This window comes from Paenibacillus sp. L3-i20, from assembly GCF_022180385.2.
In the GTDB taxonomy this organism is placed as follows: Bacteria; Bacillota; Bacilli; order Paenibacillales; family Paenibacillaceae; genus Pristimantibacillus.
Genome location: NZ_BQME02000002.1, coordinates 1,519,945 through 1,540,682, shown reverse-complemented (window position 1 = coordinate 1,540,682; position 20,738 = coordinate 1,519,945). Strand labels below are relative to the sequence as shown.

Below are 20,738 nucleotides of genomic sequence, written 5' to 3'. Positions count from 1 at the left end.
AGCAAGTAGAGTAGAAGTTCCAGATGCTTTGGCGCATACCCGCAGATTAATTCGTTATAATTAATTCTGGCCTGTTTAATGTGTTTTCACTAGTATTAAATGTTGTGTATTTGCCTGCTGATTCACTTAAAATAAACGAAGCCATATCGTCTCCTGCCGTTTGAGCGATAACGTACGCTGTTACATCAATCTCGTAATAAGTTGTGATTGTATTCATAGCGACTGAACCTACTGAAATTCCAGTTGCGGGTTTGTTATTCCAAGTCAAAGTTGCTTCCGACCAAGAGTCTGCTATCTCGGAAGCGTTTAATGTTGTCGTAGACGAGGAGCTGCCATAGATACGAAGCTTCGCATTCGTTATGGTTCCGGTAAGGCTGCTTAAATTAAATTTAAGTAGGGAATAACGATTTTGGGAAATATCGGTTTTAACCGCCATCGTTGTTGTGTTTCCGTAGTTATTCATTTGCTTATTTTCTTGGACATAGGAGTCATCCGTCGGACTTAGCAGTACGATGGTACCATTGCCTCCTCCGGCTTGTGTGGTTGCTTGAGCTGTATTGCTCCATAGAGATACGTTGCCGTCTGCATCTTTAGCTTTTACGCTGTAGCTATAGGATGTATTTGCTGACAGGCTTATGTCACTGTAAGATGTGCCAGTTACTTCACCGACTAACACACCGCCACGATAAACTTCATAACCAGTAACAGCTACATTATCTGTTGCTGCCATCCAGCTTAAATTAATTTGAGAACTCGAAATCGGTGTCGCAATTAAATTTGTAGGAGCAGTAGGAGCCTCAGTATCTGTACTCGTACATGTGTTGGTCGCTGTACCAGTTTCAAGCAATGACATGCCCGTATACGCTAAACACGCATAAACGCCTTTATTCGGCGAGGTGCTGAAATCGCTTTTTTCATTGCTGCCCCAAGTATTGATAAACGTACCTGATGGCTTTTGCAAATGACTCCAGCCTGAACCATCCCATCCCATTTGGTAGATGGCAGTTAACTGATTGTAAGGAGCGTAGCTGACATAAGGCCCGTCTTTTGTCTCTTGTTTGGACATGGTATTGTTGAAGAAAACATTTTGCTCGCCTGTAGATCCTGACCATTTTGTAGCGTGAAGTCCGGCACCATACCAAATCGGATACCAAGTACCTTCCAAAACATCCTGACCGCCTTCACCTTCACCCCACGAACTGTGTTCAAAAGGAATAGTAATCGTATTTTGTTCGATTAAATTTCTCCGTTCCCAGCCGCCATGCAAATTCATATCTGTTGTAAGTGTATTTTGTTGTACGACGTTGCCTGTTGCCGACCATTGGAGGGTTAGATGGCGTACCCGATCAATTGTGTTGCCGATAATTTTGCTGTCATACAGCTTGGAGCCCCGAACATAGCCGTGCCCACCTTTGCCTTTATTCCACGAGCCGAAAATAATATTGTTTCGTATCTCCATATTTTTGGCGAATTCAGTTACGATCGGATGGGAACCCGTCATATACGTACGAATCCCTTTCACCCAACCATCCTGCGACCATTTGAACAAAATGCCATGCACTGCGTATTCCAATGCTTCATTTTTATATTTAAGGCCAACTCCGCCCGGATTTGTTACTGCATCGTAATCATTGGCGTTTATCGTAGTGGCATAAGGGGTATAGGAAATGTCTTGCGTAAAGTAGAAATCCTCGAACCCGACACCTTTAACGGCTGTCACCTTCATTACTTTACTATAGTAAATTGAATTAGAACCGCCGGGATCAGCAGGAAGCAATCCACCGTTGCTGAATGGAACATCAAACTCTAAAGGTTTATCAAGTGTAAGTGTATCTCCGCTGATGCTGACTACTGTAAACATCTGTGTCCGCATATGCCCGTTGTAGCGATATTGCTGCGGTCCTTGCATTTGATCATAAAAAGGAACGGTATTGGCAGCTCCTACATAAACGGTGTTACCTACTTGGAATGTACTTCCTTTGCCGGAGGCAACCTTTACGTGCGTACTGCCCTTCGTGCCGCCTCCGCTCGTAGCTACCCTTTGTCCACTTAGCCAGTGGAAGTTGATGCTGCCCTCATACGTTTGATCGCTGGCATGTTTGGTCCGATCTTCAACCCGAAACGCTGCATATCCGGGCCATAGCTTCCCATCTATTAACGGAGCTCCGGGGTTGGCAGGATCTTCGGAGTATGTAACTGCTGGTTTAAAAACAATATTAGTCCCGGTTATTGGATCATTGCCAGCTCCTTGAATCGTAATATAACTTGCATCCACACGAATTTGTTTATTGAAGTCGATTTGACCGAGGGGTAATTTTAAAATAGCCCGATTGGATTCGCTGATAACTTGCCCGTTTGCCTTTAGTACACCGCTACGAATGTCATTAATGACTTGTTGTAGGGCATTTGAATCATCAACACCATCGCTTGCTGTAATGCCCTTTGTAGTAAGGTCAATGATCGTACCAGTTGTTGGCAGTGACTGCCCGCCTTTATAACCAGCTGTACTCCAATTCGGCAAGGAGAGATCGACAGCTGCTTGCGCTGTGGGCACCCCAAGCGAAGAAATGACTAGCAGTGAAGCGAGAATGGCTAAATAGATACATGTTATTTTTGACCCTTTTACAACTTTACTTACATAGATCATTGTTGATCCTCCTTCAAATGGTAGTTTCTAATTCAACATAGCTGGGATAATAGTTAAGTAGAGCCTCACCACCTCTCATAGCTATTAAAATCAGGGGAAAAGAATGATTTTTATGGGCAAATTGAATACGTTTAAGTGATTTAACTTTTAAATTGCAAAATTTTTATTTTAGCGGTACCTACCGCCACTATAACAAATATAGCGCTTTCAATGTAGAGTATATCTTCAATATCTATATAGGATGGAGTACATCTTTTTCATATCGAGTAAGAAATGCACTTGTGTTTTTATCAAGGATGTAATGATGCAATAAATTGTATAACTACCAGGTTTGGATGCCATACAATATTACTCTACTGGTTCTATCAATATGTAATCTCTCATAGATTGATAGTAGATTAACAGCGCTACTATTAGTTTGGTGCAAAATGGGAGGTTAACAAAATGAGGAAACGATTTCCTATTTGGTTGAGCATATTAAGGGATACGAGTAGTGTTAGACAACTGCTTGTTACTGGCCGAGCATTTTCCTTGCTGTCATTTAGCTCAACATTGTTTTTTGTCGTTCTTGGTGTTGCAGGGATGGTTCATCAGCAGTCATCGCAGTCTCCAATTCATTCTATGAAGGGATTTGCTGCATCGGTATCAAGTGGTTTGTTCGGAGATATGCTAGAGATGGAGATGCCATCTTTTGAGAGTAGCTTGGAATCTGAATCCCTAACCGGAAAAGATATTAGTGTGTTCTTAATGCGTACGCTTACGAACATTAATCCTAATGATCCAAGCAGTATGCTAGCGGGGGAATTGCCAGGCATGGGAGGCGATGATTCCTTCCTCATTAGAAGGGGGCTCGGAACTGATACAGATGTAGGGCCTCAAGATCATTCGCCGGTCTATGATCCACTTGAAGGGCTCGGAGAAGAAGAAGGTACTCAGGTACCGACTGAACCTATTGCAGAAGGGCCAGAAAATGGCGGAGAGTTAAAGGGAGAAATTACTAAGGGAAGTAAGGAAGGACAAGGTAGTACACCTGCTAACAAAAATTCAAAAGTAGTGTTTATCTATCATTCTCACAATAGAGAGTCATGGTACCCGGAAATTGATAAAGAGTCAAAGGATGCAAGTTCAAGTAAAAAAAATATTACGATGCTAGGTAAACGTTTGGCTAAAAAGCTGCAAGAAGAAGGAGTTGGAACAATTCATTCAGATACGGATTATCCGTCAAAAATTAAAGGATTCCGGTATGAATTAAGTTACAAGTATTCTATGAAAACAGTTAAGGAAGCAATTGCTAGCAGCAAAGATTTGAAATTTTTCTTTGATTTGCATCGAGATTCGCAAAAAAGAAAATATACAACAATAGATATTGACGGCAAAAGTTATGCGCAAGTTTATTTTGTAATAGGTAATAAAAATCCTAATTGGAAAGAAAATGAAGCATTTGCAACAAAAATTCATAAGGCATTAGAAAAAAAATACCCTGGCATTTCAAGAGGAATATGGGGGAAAAATACGGGTAATGCTGAGTATAATCAATCATTAGCAACGGATAGTGCATTAATTGAAATCGGCGGCATTGAGAATACGCTTGAGGAATCATACAGAACGGTTGATGCTTTGGCGGAAGTGGTTTCTGAAATTTATTTTGAAGCAAAAAAAGTATCCGGAAAGGAATGATGCATAATGAGGCGTAATCCGTGGAAGTGGCTCCTTCTCGGAGGTGCTTTAACCTTTATCGTTTTGTTTGGTCTCGAAATGTCAAATACAGGTATTGAACGTATATATGGACCGATTGAGGGTGAAGAGATGATCGAAATAGCGCCCGAAGATTCAACTTATGAATCGGATACAGAAAGAAGAATAGCAGAGTTAGAAGAGGAGTTAAAACAGATTAGGCAGATCGCATATGAAGACGAATCTAACCTAGAAACTGACCATCCGCGTCTGCCGGGTATCCCTTATGAAGAAAATGATGCAGCAGTTAACAAAATTGCAGATTCAACATCTGGATTGCTCCAATCAGCCTCCAGCAGCGGTATTCGATTCGTCGGATCGCTGTTTGAAGGATTGTTCCATTAAACCTTCATTGCTGTCATTCCTACAAACTGATATAATAGGAAGAATGATTAGAATTATTGGAATGTGTGGGGGTTAGGCATGACAGACGTTCGTGACCGACAAAAGAAAATAAGGAATTTTTCCATTATCGCTCATATTGATCACGGCAAGTCGACGCTGGCGGACCGGATACTTGAGTATACTGGTGCACTAAGCTCGAGAGAAATGCAAGCGCAAGTTCTAGACCAAATGGATTTGGAACGTGAGCGCGGTATTACGATTAAGCTGCAAGCTGTACGACTTACGTACCGCGCAGATGATGGCGAAGAATATTTGCTTAACTTAATTGATACACCGGGACATGTCGATTTTACATACGAGGTTTCGCGAAGCATGGCAGCATGCGAAGGAGCGCTACTCGTAGTTGATGCGGCACAAGGTATTGAAGCACAGACACTTGCTAATGTGTATCTTGCTTTGGATAATAGTCTTGAGATTTTACCTGTTATTAATAAAATCGATTTGCCTAGCGCTGAACCTGATCGTGTGAAGCAGGAGATTGAAGATGTAATTGGACTTGATGCCAGTGAGGCTGTTCATGCATCTGCCAAAGCAGGTATCGGTATTAAAGAAATATTGGAGCAGGTTGTTGCTAAAGTGCCAGCACCAAATGGTGATCCAGATGAGCCGCTTAAAGCACTAATTTTCGACTCGCATTACGATCCCTATAAAGGTGTAATCGTATATGTACGTGTTATTGACGGTCATATTCGTGCAGGTAAGAAGATTCGTTTCATGGCTACTGAAGCTGAGTTTGAAGTTATTGAGGTTGGCGCATTCAAACCGCGTATGACGATCGTTGACGAATTGTCAGTAGGTGACGTAGGATTTGTAGTTGCTGGTATCAAAAACGTGAAGGATACTCGTGTCGGTGATACCGTTACGGATGCCAAACGTCCAGCACCAGAGGCGCTTCCAGGTTATCGTCGTATTAATCCTATGGTTTATTGCGGATTGTATCCAATAGAAAATCAGGATTATAACGATTTGCGCGATGCACTTGAGAAACTGGAACTAAATGACGCATCTCTTCGTTACGAGCCGGAATCGTCTACTGCTCTAGGCTTTGGATTCCGCTGTGGATTCCTTGGATTGCTGCACATGGAAATTATTCAGGAGCGTATTGAAAGAGAATTTAACATTCCGCTCATTACGACAGCACCAAGCGTTATTTATAAAGTAACGCTCACTAACGGTGAAACGTACGATATCGATAATCCATCGAACTATCCAGATTCGGCTAAACTCGAATATGTTGAGGAGCCATACGTTAAAGCAGCAATCATCGTCCCGAATGATTACGTAGGTGCGATTATGGAGCTTTGTCAAAATAAACGTGGTGAGTTCGTTAACATGGAGTATTTGGATACGAATCGTGTAACGATCACTTACCAATTACCATTGTCAGAAATCGTTTACGATTTCTTTGATCAACTTAAATCAAGCACTAAGGGTTATGCGTCATTTGATTACGAAATTTCAGGCTATCGCAGGTCTAATCTTGTGAAGATGGACATCATGCTAAACAGTGAACAAGTCGATGCTTTGTCTGTTATCGTCCATCGTGATCGTGCGTATCATCGCGGTCGGATCATTTGTGAGAAGCTGAAGGAACTTATTCCTCGTCAAATGTTCGAGGTTCCAGTTCAAGCTTCCATCGGAACAAAAGTTATTGCGCGTGAAACGGTTAAAGCGATGCGCAAAAACGTACTTGCTAAATGTTATGGCGGCGATATTAGCCGTAAACGTAAGTTGCTTGAGAAGCAAAAGGAAGGCAAGAAGCGTATGAAGCAAGTCGGCAGCGTGGAAGTGCCTCAGGAAGCCTTTATGGCCGTACTGAAAATCGACGAAGATTAAACCGAACTTTCGATGAGGGAGAGCTCAGCTCTCCTTCATTTTTTGTAGTGGGAGGAGAATTCCTATGATTGAAAATGATGCGCCGAAGGCGTTATATATACACATCCCTTTTTGTACGAATAAATGCCACTATTGTGATTTTACTTCCTACGTTTTAAAGGGACAGCCAGTGGATCAATATTTGGATGCGCTGGAGCAGGAAATGATACGAACAATTGAAACTTTGCCACCAAGCCGAATTGAGACTGTATTTGTTGGTGGAGGTACGCCAACTGTACTGACACCTCCGCAAATGGGGAGGTTTCTTAATTCAGTGCGCAAACATTTCCCGATAGTGGAAAATGCGGAATTTACAATAGAGGCTAATCCCGGAACGACTGATATAGATAAGCTTCAAGCGATGCGAGACGGCGGTGTAAATCGGATCAGCTTCGGAGTACAATCGTTTGATAATGGTTTGCTTGAAAAGATTGGACGTATTCATAATGTAGACGACGTATATCGTAGTATTGAAAATGCTCGGAAGGTTGGATTTGATAACCTTTCTATTGATTTGATGTTCGGTTTACCGGGGCAGACGTTAACGCATTTGTCTGATAGTGTTGATCGTGCAATGGAGCTTGGTCTTCCGCATTATTCGATCTATAGCTTAAAAGTGGAAGAAAATACGTTGTTCCATAAACTCTACGAGCGGAATGAACTGCCATTGCCTCCAGAAGAAGAGGAGTTTAATATGTTTCTTCTATTAATGGAGAAGCTCGAGAAAAACGGTTATGCACATTATGAAATAAGCAATTTTGCAAAACCTGGCTTTGAGGGTAGGCATAACTCAACGTATTGGCGCAATGAAGCGTATTATGGTCTTGGAGCTGGAGCTCATGGCTATTCGAATAGAACTCGTCACGTCAATTTAAAGGGTATTACACCTTATATTGATGCGAGTACAGAAAAGCTTCCGCGTCTTGAAACATTTGATGTTTCTGAACAAGAAGCGATGGAAGACTTTATGATGGTTGGATTGCGATTGCGAGAAGGAGTTAAATCTTCTAATTTTGCGAAGCAATTTCCTGAACATAAACTTGAAGTATTCTTTGGCTCTGTTATTGACAAATTACTTCAAAATGGTCTTTTAGAGCGTTTGGAAATAGAAGATGATACTGTCTATAGATTGACAAATCAAGGAGTACTGCTAGGCAATGAAGTGTTTGGTGCCTTTATTGGAATAAATAGATAATTCCCTCTTGAGTGTTTATTCGTTTTGATGTATATTTATTCATATTCATCTGGAACGAGAACACGTGGAGGTGCAGGCAATTATGCAGGCGGTAGAGGTTATGTGTAGGAAAGCTACATCAGACGATGTTGAATCACTATTTCAATTGATCAAAGGCTACGCTGAGCAAGGTATTATGCTGCCTCGAACCCGCGAAGCTCTCGTTTATATGATCGATACATTTGTAGTTGCTGAGATAGGCACTGAAGTGGTTGGATGCGGCTCCTTGATGAAGCTGGGAGATAATTTAATTGAGATTAGATCCCTCGGCATAACGGAAGGTTATAAAGGTCTAGGCATCGGCAACAAATTAGTTGACGGTCTTTTGGAGCAAGCTAAGCTGCAAGGAATAACAAAGGTAATGGCATTAACGTATGCTGTTTCCTTTTTTGAACGAAATGGCTTCAGTATTGTTGACAAAGATATTTTTCCTGAGAAGGTATGGAAAGATTGTGTCAACTGCCCGAAACAGCATGCTTGCGATGAAATAGCTGTACTGCGTGTATTGGACTAATAATTGCGATTTTCGAGTGATTTCTATGAAAATAATGACCTAAATATACCGAACCGACTTGACAATTGTGAAGCTGGTTTGGTATTTTTGTATTAGTGATTAGCACTCATTGGAGTTGAGTGCTAACGAAATGGATGTTGAATGACAAAGAACCAATGAAAATCGTGGAGGGATAGAGATGCTGACGGATCGACAACGGATGATTTTGAATGCTATTGTAGATGACTATATCCGCTTTGCAGAGCCAGTAGGTTCACGCAGCATTTCAAAACGCGGAGATGTTGGCTTCAGTCCAGCAACGATACGGAATGAGATGGCAGATCTTGAAGAGCTGGGATTTTTGGAACAGCCACATACTTCAGCCGGACGCGTACCATCCACGAAAGGATACCGCTATTACGTCGATAACTTGATTCAATTGAAGCAAGTAAACGACGAAGATGTGGGAGTTGTTCGTTCATTCGTAACAGACAAGATGAGTCAAATGGAACAAGTTATTCAGCATACGGCAATGATTCTCTCGAACATGACGAATTACACGTCGATTTTGTTAGGACCAGAGCTATATAACACTTCACTTAAACATTTTGGGCTTATCCCACTTAACGAAACATCCGCAGTTGCGATTATCGTTACGAACACGGGCCATGTTGAGAATCGGACAATTTCAATTCCACCGGATTTGAAATTGGACGATATGCAAAAGATGGTTAACATCCTGAATACGAAGTTAGTTGGTGTACCTCTCATAAGATTGAAGGCAAAGCTTTATAGCGAAGTTGGTCAGGAGCTTGAGCGACATGTCGATCATTTTGAGCAGTTGCTCAGTGTACTCGACAGCGCCCTTTCAAGCGACGAAGAACAGAGGGTCTTTCTTGGTGGTGCGACTAACATGTTATCTCAGCCTGAATTCAAGGATGTAGATAAGGTGAAGACGATTCTTGATCTACTTGATGAAACGCCAACGATTATGAAAATGTTCTCAGCACTCCCTTCAGGTATACAAGTCCGTATTGGAACAGAAAATGACCACAAGGCGATAAGCGATTGCAGCTTGATTACAGCTACGTATTCCATTGATGGTGAGGCACTTGGTACGATTGGGATACTTGGTCCAACTAGAATGGAGTATGGTAAAGTAATTAGCTTGCTTGATTTAATGTCCAAAGATATGGGCACGCTGCTCAGTCGATGGTATAAGTAAACTTTTGAAGGAGGTGATATGGTGAGTACGAAGGAACAACATAATGAAGCAATGGATACAGTAGTAGAAGAAATGGTTGAAGAGCAAACTGCAGGCGAGCAAGAGGTTTCCGAGGAGAATGTTGATACACGCTACGAGGATCTTGTGAAGCAATTGGAGGAGCAACAGCAACGTTACTTAAGAGCACAAGCAGATTTCGATAATTTCCGTCGCCGTACAGTGAAGGAAAAGGAAGAGCTTGGACAATATGCATCAATGAAATTGATTGGTCAATTGCTTCCGATTGTTGATAATTTCGAACGTGCGATTGTGGCTTCTTCTGCTAACAATGACTTTGAGTCATTGGCAAAAGGTGTTGACATGATCTTCCGTCAATTAACGCAAACGTTGGAGCAAGAAGGATTAAAGCCAATGGAAGTTGTTGGTGAGCCATTTAACCCTGAGTTCCATCAAGCAATTATGCAAGTTGAATCCGAAGAGCATGAAGAAGGTATTGTCGTCGAAGAAGTTCAGAAGGGCTACATTCTGAAGGATAAGGTACTACGTCCTGCTATGGTAAAAGTTAGCAGTTAGTATATCTGGAGATGACATTAGATGCGAGTCGAGTGAAGATTAGTGGTTTATTTGAACTCGTCGGCGCTTATATAAGAATTTAATTTACAAGGAGGACTCAAACGATGAGTAAAGTTATTGGTATTGACTTAGGAACAACAAACTCTTGCGTTGCAGTTATGGAAGGCGGAGAAGCAGTTGTTATCCCTAACCCAGAAGGTAACCGCACAACACCATCTGTTGTAGGTTTCAAGAAGGATGGAGAACGTGTAGTAGGTGAAACAGCTAAGCGTCAAGCTATTACAAACCCAGATCGTACGATCAGCTCTATTAAACGTCATATTGGCACAAGCCACAAAGAAAAAATTGACGAAAAAGAATATACACCTCAAGAGATTTCTGCGATTATTTTGCAAAAGCTTAAATCAGATGCAGAAGCATACTTGGGACAAACAGTAACACAAGCGGTAATTACAGTTCCTGCTTATTTCAATGATAGTCAGCGTCAAGCTACTAAAGATGCTGGTAAAATTGCAGGATTAGAAGTATTGCGTATTGTCAACGAGCCAACTGCAGCAGCACTTGCATACGGTCTTGAGAAAAAAGAAGATCAAACGATTTTGGTATATGACCTTGGCGGCGGTACTTTCGACGTATCCATTCTTGAGCTTGGTGATGGCTTCTTCGAAGTAAAAGCAACAAGCGGCGACAACAAACTTGGTGGAGATGACTTTGACCAAGTTGTAATTGATCACCTTGTAGCTGAGTTCAAGAAGGATCAAGGTATTGATCTTTCCAAGGACAAAGGTGCAGTACAACGTTTGAAGGATGCAGCAGAAAAAGCGAAAAAAGAATTGTCTGGCGTTATGACTTCAACAATTTCTTTGCCGTTTATTACAATGGTAGACGGAGTTCCTCAGCATCTTGAGATGAATCTAACTCGTGCGAAGTTCGACGAGCTATCCGCTACTTTGGTTGAACGTACACTAGGACCAACTCGCCAAGCGCTAAGCGATGCGGGTATGACACCTAATGATATTGATAAAGTTGTACTTGTAGGTGGATCAACTCGTATTCCTGCCGTTCAAGATGCTGTTAAAAAGCTTATCGGCAAAGATCCGCATAAAGGCGTTAACCCGGATGAAGTTGTAGCACTAGGTGCAGCAGTTCAAGCGGGCGTATTGACAGGCGATGTTACGGGCGTAGTACTACTTGACGTAACGCCTTTGTCACTCGGAATTGAAACAGCTGGCGGCGTATTTACGAAAATGATCGACCGTAACACAACAATTCCTACAAGCAAGTCACAAGTGTATTCAACTTATGCTGATAACCAGCCAGGCGTTGAAATTCACGTTCTTCAAGGTGAGCGTTCTATGGCAGCAGGCAACAAAACGCTTGGACGTTTCACGCTAAATGATATTCCACTAGCTCCGCGTGGCGTACCACAAATCGAAGTTACTTTTGATATTGATGCTAACGGTATCGTTAACGTATCAGCTCTTGATAAAGGAACAGGCAAAAGCCAAAAAATTACGATTACATCTTCCAGCGGCCTAAGCGATGCTGAAATCGAGCAAATGATGAAAGACGCTGAGCTTAATGCAGAAGAAGATCGTAAACAACGTGAGCTAGTTGAAGCGAAAAATGCGGCAGATCAACTTATCTATTCCGTAGATAAAACGATTAAAGATTTGGGAGATAAAGTTGATCCTTCTGAAATCGAAAAAGCTAATGCTGCTAAAGAAAAAGTTACAGCTGCTGTTGCAACTGATGACGTTGCTCAAATCACTGCTGCAACTGAAGAACTTACAGAAATTGTACAACAATTGTCTGTTAAGCTTTATGAGCAAGCTTCGCAGGAAGCGGGCGCTGCGGAGGGCGGAGCTGAAGGCGATGCTGCCAATGCAAGAAGTAAAGACAACGTAGTTGACGCCGACTACGAAGTTGTGGACGATAAGAAGTAAGAGGAAACGGGCGAGAGGTCAAGGACAGGCGTTTCCTGTCTTTGACCTCCTTTCGTGCGTTATGGCAACATTATTATTAAACGTGGGGGTGAGATCAAGTGGCTAACAAACGAGATTATTATGAAGTGCTGGGTCTTGGAAAAGGTGCTTCAGATGATGAAATCAAAAAATCATACCGACAGCTTGCAAGGCAATATCACCCAGACGTTAACAAGGCAGCGGATGCAGAAACAAAGTTTAAAGAAGTAAAAGAAGCCTACGATGTACTCAGTGATGAGGGTAAACGTTCAACATATGACCGTTTTGGACATGTTGATCCGAATCAAGGTATGGGCGGCGGCGGAGCTGGCGACTTTGGCGGCGGTTTCGGTGATATTTTTGATATGTTCTTTGGCGGTGGCGGCGGAAGACGTGATCCAAATGCACCACAACGAGGCAACGATCTTCAATATACGATGACTGTTGAGTTCAAGGAAGCTGTATTCGGCAAAGAAACAGAAATTACAATTCCTAGAACAGAGTCATGCGACACTTGTTTTGGCACGGGTGCAAAGCCTGGTACAAAACCTGAGACATGTTCGACTTGTAAAGGTGCTGGACAACAAGAGGTTGTTCAAAATACGCCATTTGGTCGTATGGTTAACCGTAGAGCATGTACAAATTGTAGTGGAACTGGACAAATTATTCGCGAAAAATGTGGAACTTGTCATGGCGCAGGTAAGACGAAAAAGCAACGTCGTATCAAAATCAATATTCCTGCTGGTGTTGATGATGGCGCACAAATTCGTATGTCTGGCGAAGGTGAAGGCGGTCTTCGCGGAGGTCCTGCCGGTGATTTATATATCGTAATTCGAGTTAAGTCGCATGAATTCTTCGAGCGTGAAGGCGACGATATTTATTGTGAAGTACCGCTTACTTTCGTTCAAGCAGCACTTGGGGATGAAGTTGAAATTCCTACGCTGACAGAGAAAGTGAAGTTGAAAGTACCTGCAGGCACGCAGACGGGCACTTATTTTAGGTTAAAGGGTAAAGGCGTACCTAAGCTTAGAGGACATGGAACGGGCGATCAGCATGTTAAAGTGACGATTGTAACACCAACGAATCTAACGGATGAACAAAAAGAGTTGCTTCGTCAATTTGGCAGCTTAAGCGGTCATTCAACAAATGAGCAAGGCGAGCATCACGAATCTATTTTTGAACGTATGAAAAAGGCGTTCCGCGGCGAATAGCGCGGAACGTCTTTTTTTTGTATATTTTTTCTAATGATGGTGCATTCTATTATTGTGCAGCATTGATTATCAAAATGAAAAGGAGGTTCAATCATGACTAATGATAACAAAGATTTGGAGAAACAAAATTTCGCTGAACTTCCAATTGGGAAAAATGAAGATGTGGAATTTTCTGAAGAACTAGCTGATGAGGCTGATCGTAAAGCTCACCAACGCGCAAACGAAGCTGATCAACGTGCTGAGGAGCAATAATTCCAAGGAATGTTGAATCGAAAAAAGTAAAATGGCGTAGAAACCGATTTCGGTTTTTAGGCCATTTTTTGTGCTGAGGAGTCCCTCTAGTGTACAATAGAGGATAGGCATTTTTGACTTTAGGAGGCAATACATATGAAATGGAACGAACTTACAATTAACACGACAGAAGAAGCAACTGAGATGATCTCGAATTTTTTGCATGAACTAGGTGCTGGCGGGGTATCAATTGAGGAATCCGGCACGCTAAATAAACCTCGTGATACTTCACTGGGACAGTGGTATGAACTGCCGCTTAACGATATACCTGAGGGACAAGCAGTTATTAAAGGCTATTTCCCTGAAGATGTAGATACAGCACAATTGTTAGAGAAACTTAAACCTCGTGTAGTTGAACTAAAAGATTACGATATCGATACAGGTGAAGTTGTATATGAAATGAGGCAAGTCGATGACGAGGATTGGGCAAATGCTTGGAAGCAATATTTTAAGCCGCTTCGTGTATCAGACTCACTTACAATTAAACCGACATGGGAAGAATATGAGGCGAGCGAAGGCGAGCGTATTATCGAACTTGATCCTGGCATGGCGTTTGGTACAGGTACACATCCTACAACTGCGCTTTGTTTACAGACATTAGAGTCTGTCGTGCGCGGTGGAGAAGAAATGATTGATGTAGGTACAGGTTCAGGCATATTGGCAATTGGTGCATGTCGACTTGGCGCTAAAAGTGTGCTTGCTCTCGATCTAGATCCAATAGCTGTTTCCAGTGCCACTGAAAATGTGCGTCTGAACAATTTATCTGAAGAAATAGAAGTTCGACTTAGTGACTTGTTAGGCGTTTTAAGAGAAGAACAGTCAACTGTAGCAGAAGGTTCTGCTATTCGTGTTACGGTCCCTGTTGATCTTGTCGTTGCTAACATATTGGCAGAGATTATACTTCTATTCCTAGATGATGTTTATCAAGCTCTTAAGCCAGGCGGTACTTATATCGCATCAGGTGTGTACAAGAACAAGGAACTTGTTGTTGAGCAAGGATTAATTGATGCTGGTTTCCACATTATTGAGAAACGCCGTGACGAGGATTGGATTGCATTTGTGGCTAGAAAACCGCAGGTGGACTAAATGGAGCGTTTTCTGTGGTATCCCATTGAGGACCTGCCATTTATCGTTCTCGTACTAATGTTAGTATTTACTATACATGAATTCGCCCATGCTTATTTCGCCTATAAATTCGGTGATGACACGGCATACAAAGCTGGGCGAGTTACGCTGAACCCAATGGTTCATCTTGATCTATTGGGTTCGATCTTATTGTTAGTTGTAGGGTTCGGCTGGGCAAAGCCGGTTCCTGTTAATCCAAGTAGATTTAAGTATCGTAGAACGATGAGTATCATTGTATCTGCTGCGGGACCTGTCAGCAATTTATTGCTCGGTGCGTTTGGGATGTTGATCTTTTACATTCTTAATCAAATGGGTGTACTGAGCTCTAGTTCAGAAGGCGTGTATATGGCGCTGTTGACCTTTTTCTATTATTTGATAACGGTTAACTTGTTGTTATTTATTTTCAACTTGATCCCGTTGCCGCCGCTTGATGGTTTTCGCATCATCGCAGATTTATTGCCACTGCGAATTAGGTACAAGATGGAACAAAACTTACATTGGGGTATGATTATTTTTCTGTTGATTGTATTTATTCCTCCCCTTCGTGAAGTAACTCTTGATCCAATTCTAGGTTTAACCAGTAATATATTCGTAGCACTCATACAATTTTTTAATTCTATTTTCACACCAATTGATTGGTATCAGATTCAAATAGATTTCTTAAAGGAATAAATGCTATTATGAAGGTTGGAATATAAATAAGGGTGGTTAGCTGCTAAAATGCAACGTTACTTTGTAGCGCCGGAGCAATTTCGAGGCGTCATCATTACTATAACGGGCGAAGATGCGCACCATGCAGCTCGTGTGATGCGGATGAAACCTGATGATCAAATTATTGTTTGTGACGGCGTTAGCCGATCAGTAAGAGCAGTTGTTCTTGAGGCTTCTCCTCAAGAAATACGGGCAGAAGCTGAGGAAGAGTTGTTGCAAGACAGCGAGCCTGCTTGGTCTATTACAATTGCGCAGGGACTTCCTAAAGCGGATAAGATGGAGCTCGTAATTCAAAAGGGCACAGAAATTGGCGCTAGTTCCTTTGTACCATTTGAATCAGAGCGAGTAATTGTGCAATATGACGGTAAGAAGGAAGCTAAGCGGATAGAGCGATGGAGTAAAATTGCTAAGGAAGCTGCGGAACAAGCGCATCGTCATCGCATTCCATCTATTCAGCCTGTACAGAGCTGGCGTCAAATGCTTACCTTAATTGGTGAATTCGATCTTGCTCTATTTTGTTATGAGCGAGAAGGCGCAGCCGCTCACGGCAAGGGTATTGCCAATGCCGTTCGTCAGTGGAAGCTTGAAAGAGAGAAGAGTAGTGATGAGGTAGTCCAAAATCCACGTATAGTACTCCTTGTAGGACCTGAGGGTGGTTTCTCAGAACGTGAAGCGGTGGAAGCGGAAGCTGCAGGAGCAATTCTTGTAGGATTAGGTAAACGAATATTACGTACGGAAACGGCGGGGCTAGTAGGCTTGACCTGCTTATTATATGAATCCGGCGCAATGGAAGGAGCATGACCACGATGCCAACAGTTGCATTTTATACACTGGGCTGCAAAGTTAACTTCTATGATACGGAAGCGATATGGCAGCTATTTAAAAATGAAGGTTACGAGCAGGTCGATTTTGAATCTACTGCTGACGTTTATTTAGTCAACACATGTACAGTAACAAATACAGGTGACAAAAAAAGTCGTCAAATTATACGCCGAGCAGTTAGGCGTAATCCAGATGCTATCATTGCAGTAACAGGATGTTACGCACAGACGTCACCAGCTGAGATCATGGCTATTGAAGGCGTTGATTTGGTTATTGGTACGCAGGATCGGGAGAAAATAATGTCCTTTGTTGGACAAATTCAAGACGATCGAACGCCTGTGAACGCAGTACGCAACATTATGAAAACACGCACCTTCGAAGAACTAGATGTACCAGACTTTGCAGAAAGAACTCGCGCATTCCTGAAAATTCAAGAGGGCTGCAACAACTTTTGCACATTCTGCATTATTCCTTGGTCCCGTGGATTATCAAGAAGTCGTGAGCCGCAGAGCGTATTAGAGCAAGCACGAGCACTAGTTGCGGCAGGTTACAAAGAAATCGTATTGACTGGCATTCATACTGGCGGTTATGGCGATGATATGGAAAATTATAATTTGACTAGTCTGCTTTGGGATTTAGACAAAGTTGAAGGGCTAGAGCGTATTCGTATTAGCTCAATAGAAGCAAGCCAAATTGACGATGCAATGATAGATGTGTTGAATCGTTCCAGCAAGATGTGCCGTCACCTTCATATTCCTCTGCAAGCAGGAGAAAACTCTGTCTTGAAAAGGATGCGGAGAAAATATACGACGGAGGAATTCGCAGCTAAGATCAAGCGTCTGCATGAGGCTATGCCAGGTGTTGCGATTACAACAGATGTTATCGTTGGATTCCCTGGTGAGACGGAAGAAATGTTCGAAAGCGGCTTCCGTTTCATGGAAGAATTGCGCTTTGCTGAAATGCATGTTTTCCCTTACTCGAAACGTACAGGCACGCCAGCAGCTCGTATGGATGAGCAAGTGGACGATGAGATCAAAAATGAACGTGTTCATAAACTTATCGACCTATCCGAAAAGATGCAACTTCAGTACGCAGAACAATACGTAGGCAAGGTGCTTGACGTTATTCCAGAACGTGATTACAAAGGCGCACCTGGGCAAGGTTTGGTTATGGGTTATACGGATAATTACATTCAAGTCGTATTTGATGGTACTGTTGATCTTATTGGTCAGTTATGCCGAGTGAAGATTACGGAAGCTGGTGTAAATGAATGCCGTGGTCAGTTGTTAAGGGTACTAGACGCTGATATGCGTTCAGAGGAAACAGACATTCATTCGTTCGTATATGAACGTCCAGAAGCGATACAAGCTTAACGTAGAAACAAATGCAGGATTCCTTTCCTTTTCTATTATTTGAGAAAAGATGAAGGAATCCTTTGCTGCATATACTAAAGCGTAAATGTTGCAAGGGGGAAGGGACATGTTGGAGATTTCAGCTGGTGGTGTCGTATTCCGCCATAATGAGCAAGGGCAACTGCAGATTCAGCTAATTCAGGATCGGTACGGGAAAGTGTCGCTTCCAAAAGGTAAGATGGAAGCAGGAGAAACCGTAGAGCAGACAGCATTGCGAGAAATTGCTGAGGAAACCGGGCTGGAAGGCGTCATTGTCGCATCAATCGATCAAATTAAATACCAATATGAGCATGCCGAGTTCGGTACTGTTAATAAAGAAGTTCACTATTATTTGGTTGAAGCAGTGGGTGGAACACATCAAGCCCAAGTTGAAGAGATACGCGGGGTAGACTGGTTTGACCCTATGGAAGCTTGGAGAAGGCAGAAACAATCCGGTTACGATAATAATCTTCGAATTGTTGCTGGCGCATTGCAATTGCTTGGTCTGTCGGTTGGGCAATAAGCTTAGACAGGATCAAGCTTGCGCAATGATTTCATGTAGCAGAATGGCAGAGCAAACAATGAGCTGGCAATGTTGAAAATAGTTTGGGCATGTGCTATTTGTGATGCAGGAGTGTGGGATATCGCAGCAGATAGTGCTGTTAGTCCTTCAATAAACGGTAGAAATAATAATGCTCCTCCAGCATTGAGAAGAATATGGGAGTAGGCTACATATCTTCCTGCTTTTGACCCACCGATCGATGCAAGAAGGGCAGTTACGCACGTACCGATATTTGCTCCAAGTACTAGAGCAACTCCAAGCTCAATCGGCATGGCACCAATCGTAACAAAGCCCATTACCAATCCAATAACTGCTGCACTGCTGTGAATGGCAGCAGTCAATATAGCTCCAGCAGCAAGTCCCCACCATAGACTAGTTGCTGCCCTCTCAAGAAACCAGGCAAACATGCCGCTTTCTTGTACTGCAGGTCCAATGGATTGCATGATTGATAGCCCTGATAACAACAGTCCAAATCCGCATACAGCGACAGAAATGGAACGTACAGTATCTAGCCAGGGCATTTCGGATATACGAGGGATAAATCGAATTTCACCAAATAGGGCGGTTATGATCCAAACAACGACAGAAGCAGTTAGCAGCGTAGGAGCAATCCGATGAATATTTAATCCGATAAGCTCAGTAGTTAGGCAAGTACCAATATTAGTACCTAATATAATCCCGAGTGTTCGAGGGAATGTAAGTAGTCGTGCATTGACAAGACCAATGGATATGATCGTTACTGCCGTACTGCTTTGAAGGAAAGCTGTCGTTGCAGTTCCGATGGCCAAGCCATGAAGAGGCGTCGCGGTCGAACGCTGGAGAACTAAAGTTAAGTATGGGCCAGCTAGACGATGTAGCGCTAGCTCCATCAGTTTCATGCCACACATGAAAACCGTGAAACCGAACACCATGGGCAGAAAGATGGATTGAATCATTTGTTCAGTCTCCTTTTCTAAAAGAAGGATGGCAGTTTAAGTAAATAAGTGAAATCATTATTTATAGGTATGCTTAATAAGAGACATGCATGACAAGCTATACATAGCTGCAAATAGAGAGGACGTAAAGCATTGAATCAACAACCTAAAGTTGTGCTAATTAAAGCACGTAAAAAAAGAATAGAACAAGGTCACCCATGGGTATTTGCAAGTGAAATCGATAAATTAGAGGGCAGTGCTGAAGCAGGACAATTAGTGGATGTTGTAACTCATCAGGGGAAATATTTAGCGACGGGCTATTGGAATCCAAGCTCACAAATAACTGTCCGAATCGTATCCTATTCGCCTCTCGAAAAGTTGGACAAAGCATTTTTGATTGCCAAATTGCAACAATGTAAAGAACATAGAAATCGATTCGTATCGGATCGCGATTGCAGGCTCGTTTACGGGGAGGCAGACTTCTTGCCGGGACTAATCGTTGACCGTTTTGGTGACGTATTAGTCGTGCAAATACTGACGCTAGGGATGGATATTGTACGTAATGATCTCATTGAAGCATTAGTAGAGGTATTCAAGCCGCAAGGTATCTATGAGCGCAGCGATGTGAGCGTTCGCCAGTTAGAGGGGCTTGAGGAGCGTACAGGCGTACTTTATGGCGATTGCCCTCCCATTATTGAAATTGAAGAAAATGGATTAAAGCTTGAGGTAGATATCGTTGATGGGCAGAAAACAGGATATTTCTTCGATCAACGTGAGAATAGAGCTGCAACGGCACCTCTTATGAGGGGATGGGGAGAAAGAAGTGGTATTAAGCTTCAAACTCACCCAGAAGACCAGTCAGCAGGGCTTGTTCCTGTCAACGCTAACGGAAAAGTGGTCACATTCCCATATTGGGATGGTGCGACTGTATTGGAATGTTTTGCCCATACGGGAAGTTTTACTCTTCACGCTTGTAAGTACGGGGCAAAAAAAGTCACTTGCTTAGATGTGTCTGAACATGCAATAAATACGGCAAAACGAAATGTCGATCGCAACGGCTTCAGTGATCGAGTTGAGTTCGTTGTTGCTGATGCCTTTGATTATTTGAGAACGCAAGTAAAGGGCTTGGATGAAAGAAAGAAACGTGCTGCTGGCGGGGTGGATACATCCCAAAAGCTTGAAAGTACTAGTCGTACATGGGATGTTGTCATATTGGACCCTCCTGCATTCGCTAAGTCGAAGCATGCAATTGCAGGTGCAAGTCGGGGCTACAAAGATATTAACCTTCAAGGGATGAAGCTTGTCAATGAAGGGGGCTATCTTGTAACAGCAAGTTGTTCTTACCATATGAGTCCTGAATTGTTTCTAGAGTCAATTCAAGAAGCTGCGAGCGACGCAGGCAAATTGTTGCGACTTGTGGAATGGAGAGCTGCAGGCAAAGATCATCCACAGCGTTTAGGGGTAAAAGAAGGTCATTACTTGAAGTTTGCAATATTTGAGGTTCGGAGCAAGTAATTATTATCTGTAATTTTTTCATACAGCGAGGGAAGGAGAACCACGG

At 42.5% G+C, this 20,738-nt stretch carries 18 protein-coding genes; 16 read left to right on the top strand and 2 right to left on the bottom strand.

Annotated features, from left to right (window positions below):
- Positions 1–46 precede the first annotated feature (46 nt).
- Positions 47–2,647, bottom strand: coding sequence for a CBM96 family carbohydrate-binding protein (locus MFF31_RS20825; protein WP_238190657.1), 2,601 nt, complete (start codon positions 2,645–2,647; stop codon positions 47–49).
- Positions 2,648–3,091: 444 nt separating this feature from the next.
- On the opposite strand from MFF31_RS20825, the gene spoIIP reads away from it, so the two are divergent.
- The 15 genes from spoIIP (at position 3,092) to MFF31_RS20750 (ending at position 18,224) form a co-directional block, all read left to right on the top strand.
- Positions 3,092–4,324, top strand: a complete 1,233-nt coding sequence (gene spoIIP / locus MFF31_RS20820) for a stage II sporulation protein P (RefSeq protein WP_238190656.1) — start codon at positions 3,092–3,094, stop codon at positions 4,322–4,324.
- Positions 4,325–4,330: 6 nt separating this feature from the next.
- Positions 4,331–4,726, top strand: coding sequence for a translation initiation factor 2 (locus MFF31_RS20815; protein WP_238190654.1), 396 nt, complete (start codon positions 4,331–4,333; stop codon positions 4,724–4,726).
- Between the two features lie 78 nt (positions 4,727–4,804).
- Complete coding sequence (gene lepA, locus MFF31_RS20810) at positions 4,805–6,622, top strand: translation elongation factor 4 (protein WP_238190652.1); 1,818 nt, start codon at positions 4,805–4,807, stop codon at positions 6,620–6,622.
- 64 nt (positions 6,623–6,686) lie between these two features.
- Complete coding sequence (hemW, locus tag MFF31_RS20805) at positions 6,687–7,856, top strand: radical SAM family heme chaperone HemW (protein ID WP_238190650.1); 1,170 nt, start codon at positions 6,687–6,689, stop codon at positions 7,854–7,856.
- A gap of 82 nt (positions 7,857–7,938) precedes the next feature.
- Positions 7,939–8,409: an N-acetyltransferase gene (locus tag MFF31_RS20800; RefSeq protein ID WP_238190648.1), complete on the top strand. Its 471-nt coding sequence runs from the start codon at positions 7,939–7,941 to the stop codon at positions 8,407–8,409.
- A gap of 178 nt (positions 8,410–8,587) precedes the next feature.
- Positions 8,588–9,613, top strand: a complete 1,026-nt coding sequence (gene hrcA / locus MFF31_RS20795; protein WP_238190646.1) for a heat-inducible transcriptional repressor HrcA — start codon at positions 8,588–8,590, stop codon at positions 9,611–9,613.
- Positions 9,614–9,631: 18 nt separating this feature from the next.
- Positions 9,632–10,186, top strand: a complete 555-nt coding sequence (gene grpE / locus MFF31_RS20790; protein WP_238190644.1) for a nucleotide exchange factor GrpE — start codon at positions 9,632–9,634, stop codon at positions 10,184–10,186.
- A gap of 104 nt (positions 10,187–10,290) precedes the next feature.
- The gene (gene dnaK, locus MFF31_RS20785) at positions 10,291–12,132 is read left to right on the top strand and encodes a molecular chaperone DnaK (protein WP_238190642.1); all 1,842 of its coding nucleotides are present in this window, start codon (positions 10,291–10,293) and stop codon (positions 12,130–12,132) included.
- Positions 12,133–12,230: 98 nt separating this feature from the next.
- Positions 12,231–13,361 carry a molecular chaperone DnaJ gene (dnaJ, locus tag MFF31_RS20780; RefSeq protein WP_238190641.1) on the top strand — a complete coding sequence of 377 codons (1,131 nt, stop codon included), beginning with the start codon at positions 12,231–12,233 and terminating at the stop codon, positions 13,359–13,361.
- 93 nt (positions 13,362–13,454) lie between these two features.
- Entirely contained in the window at positions 13,455–13,613 is a 159-nt protein-coding gene (locus tag MFF31_RS20775; protein WP_238190639.1) for a YfhD family protein, read from the top strand.
- Between the two features lie 135 nt (positions 13,614–13,748).
- Positions 13,749–14,738 (top strand): 50S ribosomal protein L11 methyltransferase, encoded by a 990-nt coding sequence (prmA, locus tag MFF31_RS20770; protein ID WP_238190637.1) that lies wholly within the window; start codon positions 13,749–13,751, stop codon positions 14,736–14,738.
- Entirely contained in the window at positions 14,739–15,449 is a 711-nt protein-coding gene (locus MFF31_RS20765) for a site-2 protease family protein (protein WP_238190634.1), read from the top strand.
- A 48-nt stretch (positions 15,450–15,497) separates the two neighbouring features.
- Positions 15,498–16,289, top strand: a complete 792-nt coding sequence (locus MFF31_RS20760) for an RsmE family RNA methyltransferase (RefSeq protein WP_238190632.1) — start codon at positions 15,498–15,500, stop codon at positions 16,287–16,289.
- Between the two features lie 5 nt (positions 16,290–16,294).
- Entirely contained in the window at positions 16,295–17,683 is a 1,389-nt protein-coding gene (gene mtaB, locus MFF31_RS20755; RefSeq protein ID WP_238190630.1) for a tRNA (N(6)-L-threonylcarbamoyladenosine(37)-C(2))-methylthiotransferase MtaB, read from the top strand.
- Positions 17,684–17,789: 106 nt separating this feature from the next.
- Complete coding sequence (locus MFF31_RS20750) at positions 17,790–18,224, top strand: NUDIX hydrolase (RefSeq protein WP_238190628.1); 435 nt, start codon at positions 17,790–17,792, stop codon at positions 18,222–18,224.
- A 2-nt stretch (positions 18,225–18,226) separates the two neighbouring features.
- On the opposite strand, the gene MFF31_RS20745 is transcribed toward MFF31_RS20750, so the two are convergent.
- Positions 18,227–19,198: a Na/Pi cotransporter family protein gene (locus tag MFF31_RS20745; protein WP_238190627.1), complete on the bottom strand. Its 972-nt coding sequence runs from the start codon at positions 19,196–19,198 to the stop codon at positions 18,227–18,229.
- A 132-nt stretch (positions 19,199–19,330) separates the two neighbouring features.
- Between MFF31_RS20745 and MFF31_RS20740 the strand changes: the two genes are divergently transcribed.
- Positions 19,331–20,692: a class I SAM-dependent rRNA methyltransferase gene (locus MFF31_RS20740; protein WP_238190624.1), complete on the top strand. Its 1,362-nt coding sequence runs from the start codon at positions 19,331–19,333 to the stop codon at positions 20,690–20,692.
- The last annotated feature ends 46 nt before the right edge of the window (positions 20,693–20,738 follow it).

Coding starts and splice junctions, on each gene's coding strand:
- hrcA (WP_238190646.1), top strand. CDS start 8,588: ATGCTGACGGATCGACAACGGATGATTTTGAATGCTATTGTAGATGAC.
- MFF31_RS20765 (WP_238190634.1), top strand. CDS start 14,739: ATGGAGCGTTTTCTGTGGTATCCCATTGAGGACCTGCCATTTATCGTT.
- grpE (WP_238190644.1), top strand. CDS start 9,632: ATGGTGAGTACGAAGGAACAACATAATGAAGCAATGGATACAGTAGTA.
- MFF31_RS20775 (WP_238190639.1), top strand. CDS start 13,455: ATGACTAATGATAACAAAGATTTGGAGAAACAAAATTTCGCTGAACTT.
- spoIIP (WP_238190656.1), top strand. CDS start 3,092: ATGAGGAAACGATTTCCTATTTGGTTGAGCATATTAAGGGATACGAGT.
- MFF31_RS20760 (WP_238190632.1), top strand. CDS start 15,498: ATGCAACGTTACTTTGTAGCGCCGGAGCAATTTCGAGGCGTCATCATT.
- MFF31_RS20800 (WP_238190648.1), top strand. CDS start 7,939: ATGCAGGCGGTAGAGGTTATGTGTAGGAAAGCTACATCAGACGATGTT.
- MFF31_RS20745 (WP_238190627.1), bottom strand. CDS start 19,198: ATGATTCAATCCATCTTTCTGCCCATGGTGTTCGGTTTCACGGTTTTC.
- MFF31_RS20815 (WP_238190654.1), top strand. CDS start 4,331: ATGAGGCGTAATCCGTGGAAGTGGCTCCTTCTCGGAGGTGCTTTAACC.
- MFF31_RS20750 (WP_238190628.1), top strand. CDS start 17,790: ATGTTGGAGATTTCAGCTGGTGGTGTCGTATTCCGCCATAATGAGCAA.
- prmA (WP_238190637.1), top strand. CDS start 13,749: ATGAAATGGAACGAACTTACAATTAACACGACAGAAGAAGCAACTGAG.
- dnaK (WP_238190642.1), top strand. CDS start 10,291: ATGAGTAAAGTTATTGGTATTGACTTAGGAACAACAAACTCTTGCGTT.
- MFF31_RS20825 (WP_238190657.1), bottom strand. CDS start 2,647: ATGATCTATGTAAGTAAAGTTGTAAAAGGGTCAAAAATAACATGTATC.
- lepA (WP_238190652.1), top strand. CDS start 4,805: ATGACAGACGTTCGTGACCGACAAAAGAAAATAAGGAATTTTTCCATT.
- hemW (WP_238190650.1), top strand. CDS start 6,687: ATGATTGAAAATGATGCGCCGAAGGCGTTATATATACACATCCCTTTT.
- mtaB (WP_238190630.1), top strand. CDS start 16,295: ATGCCAACAGTTGCATTTTATACACTGGGCTGCAAAGTTAACTTCTAT.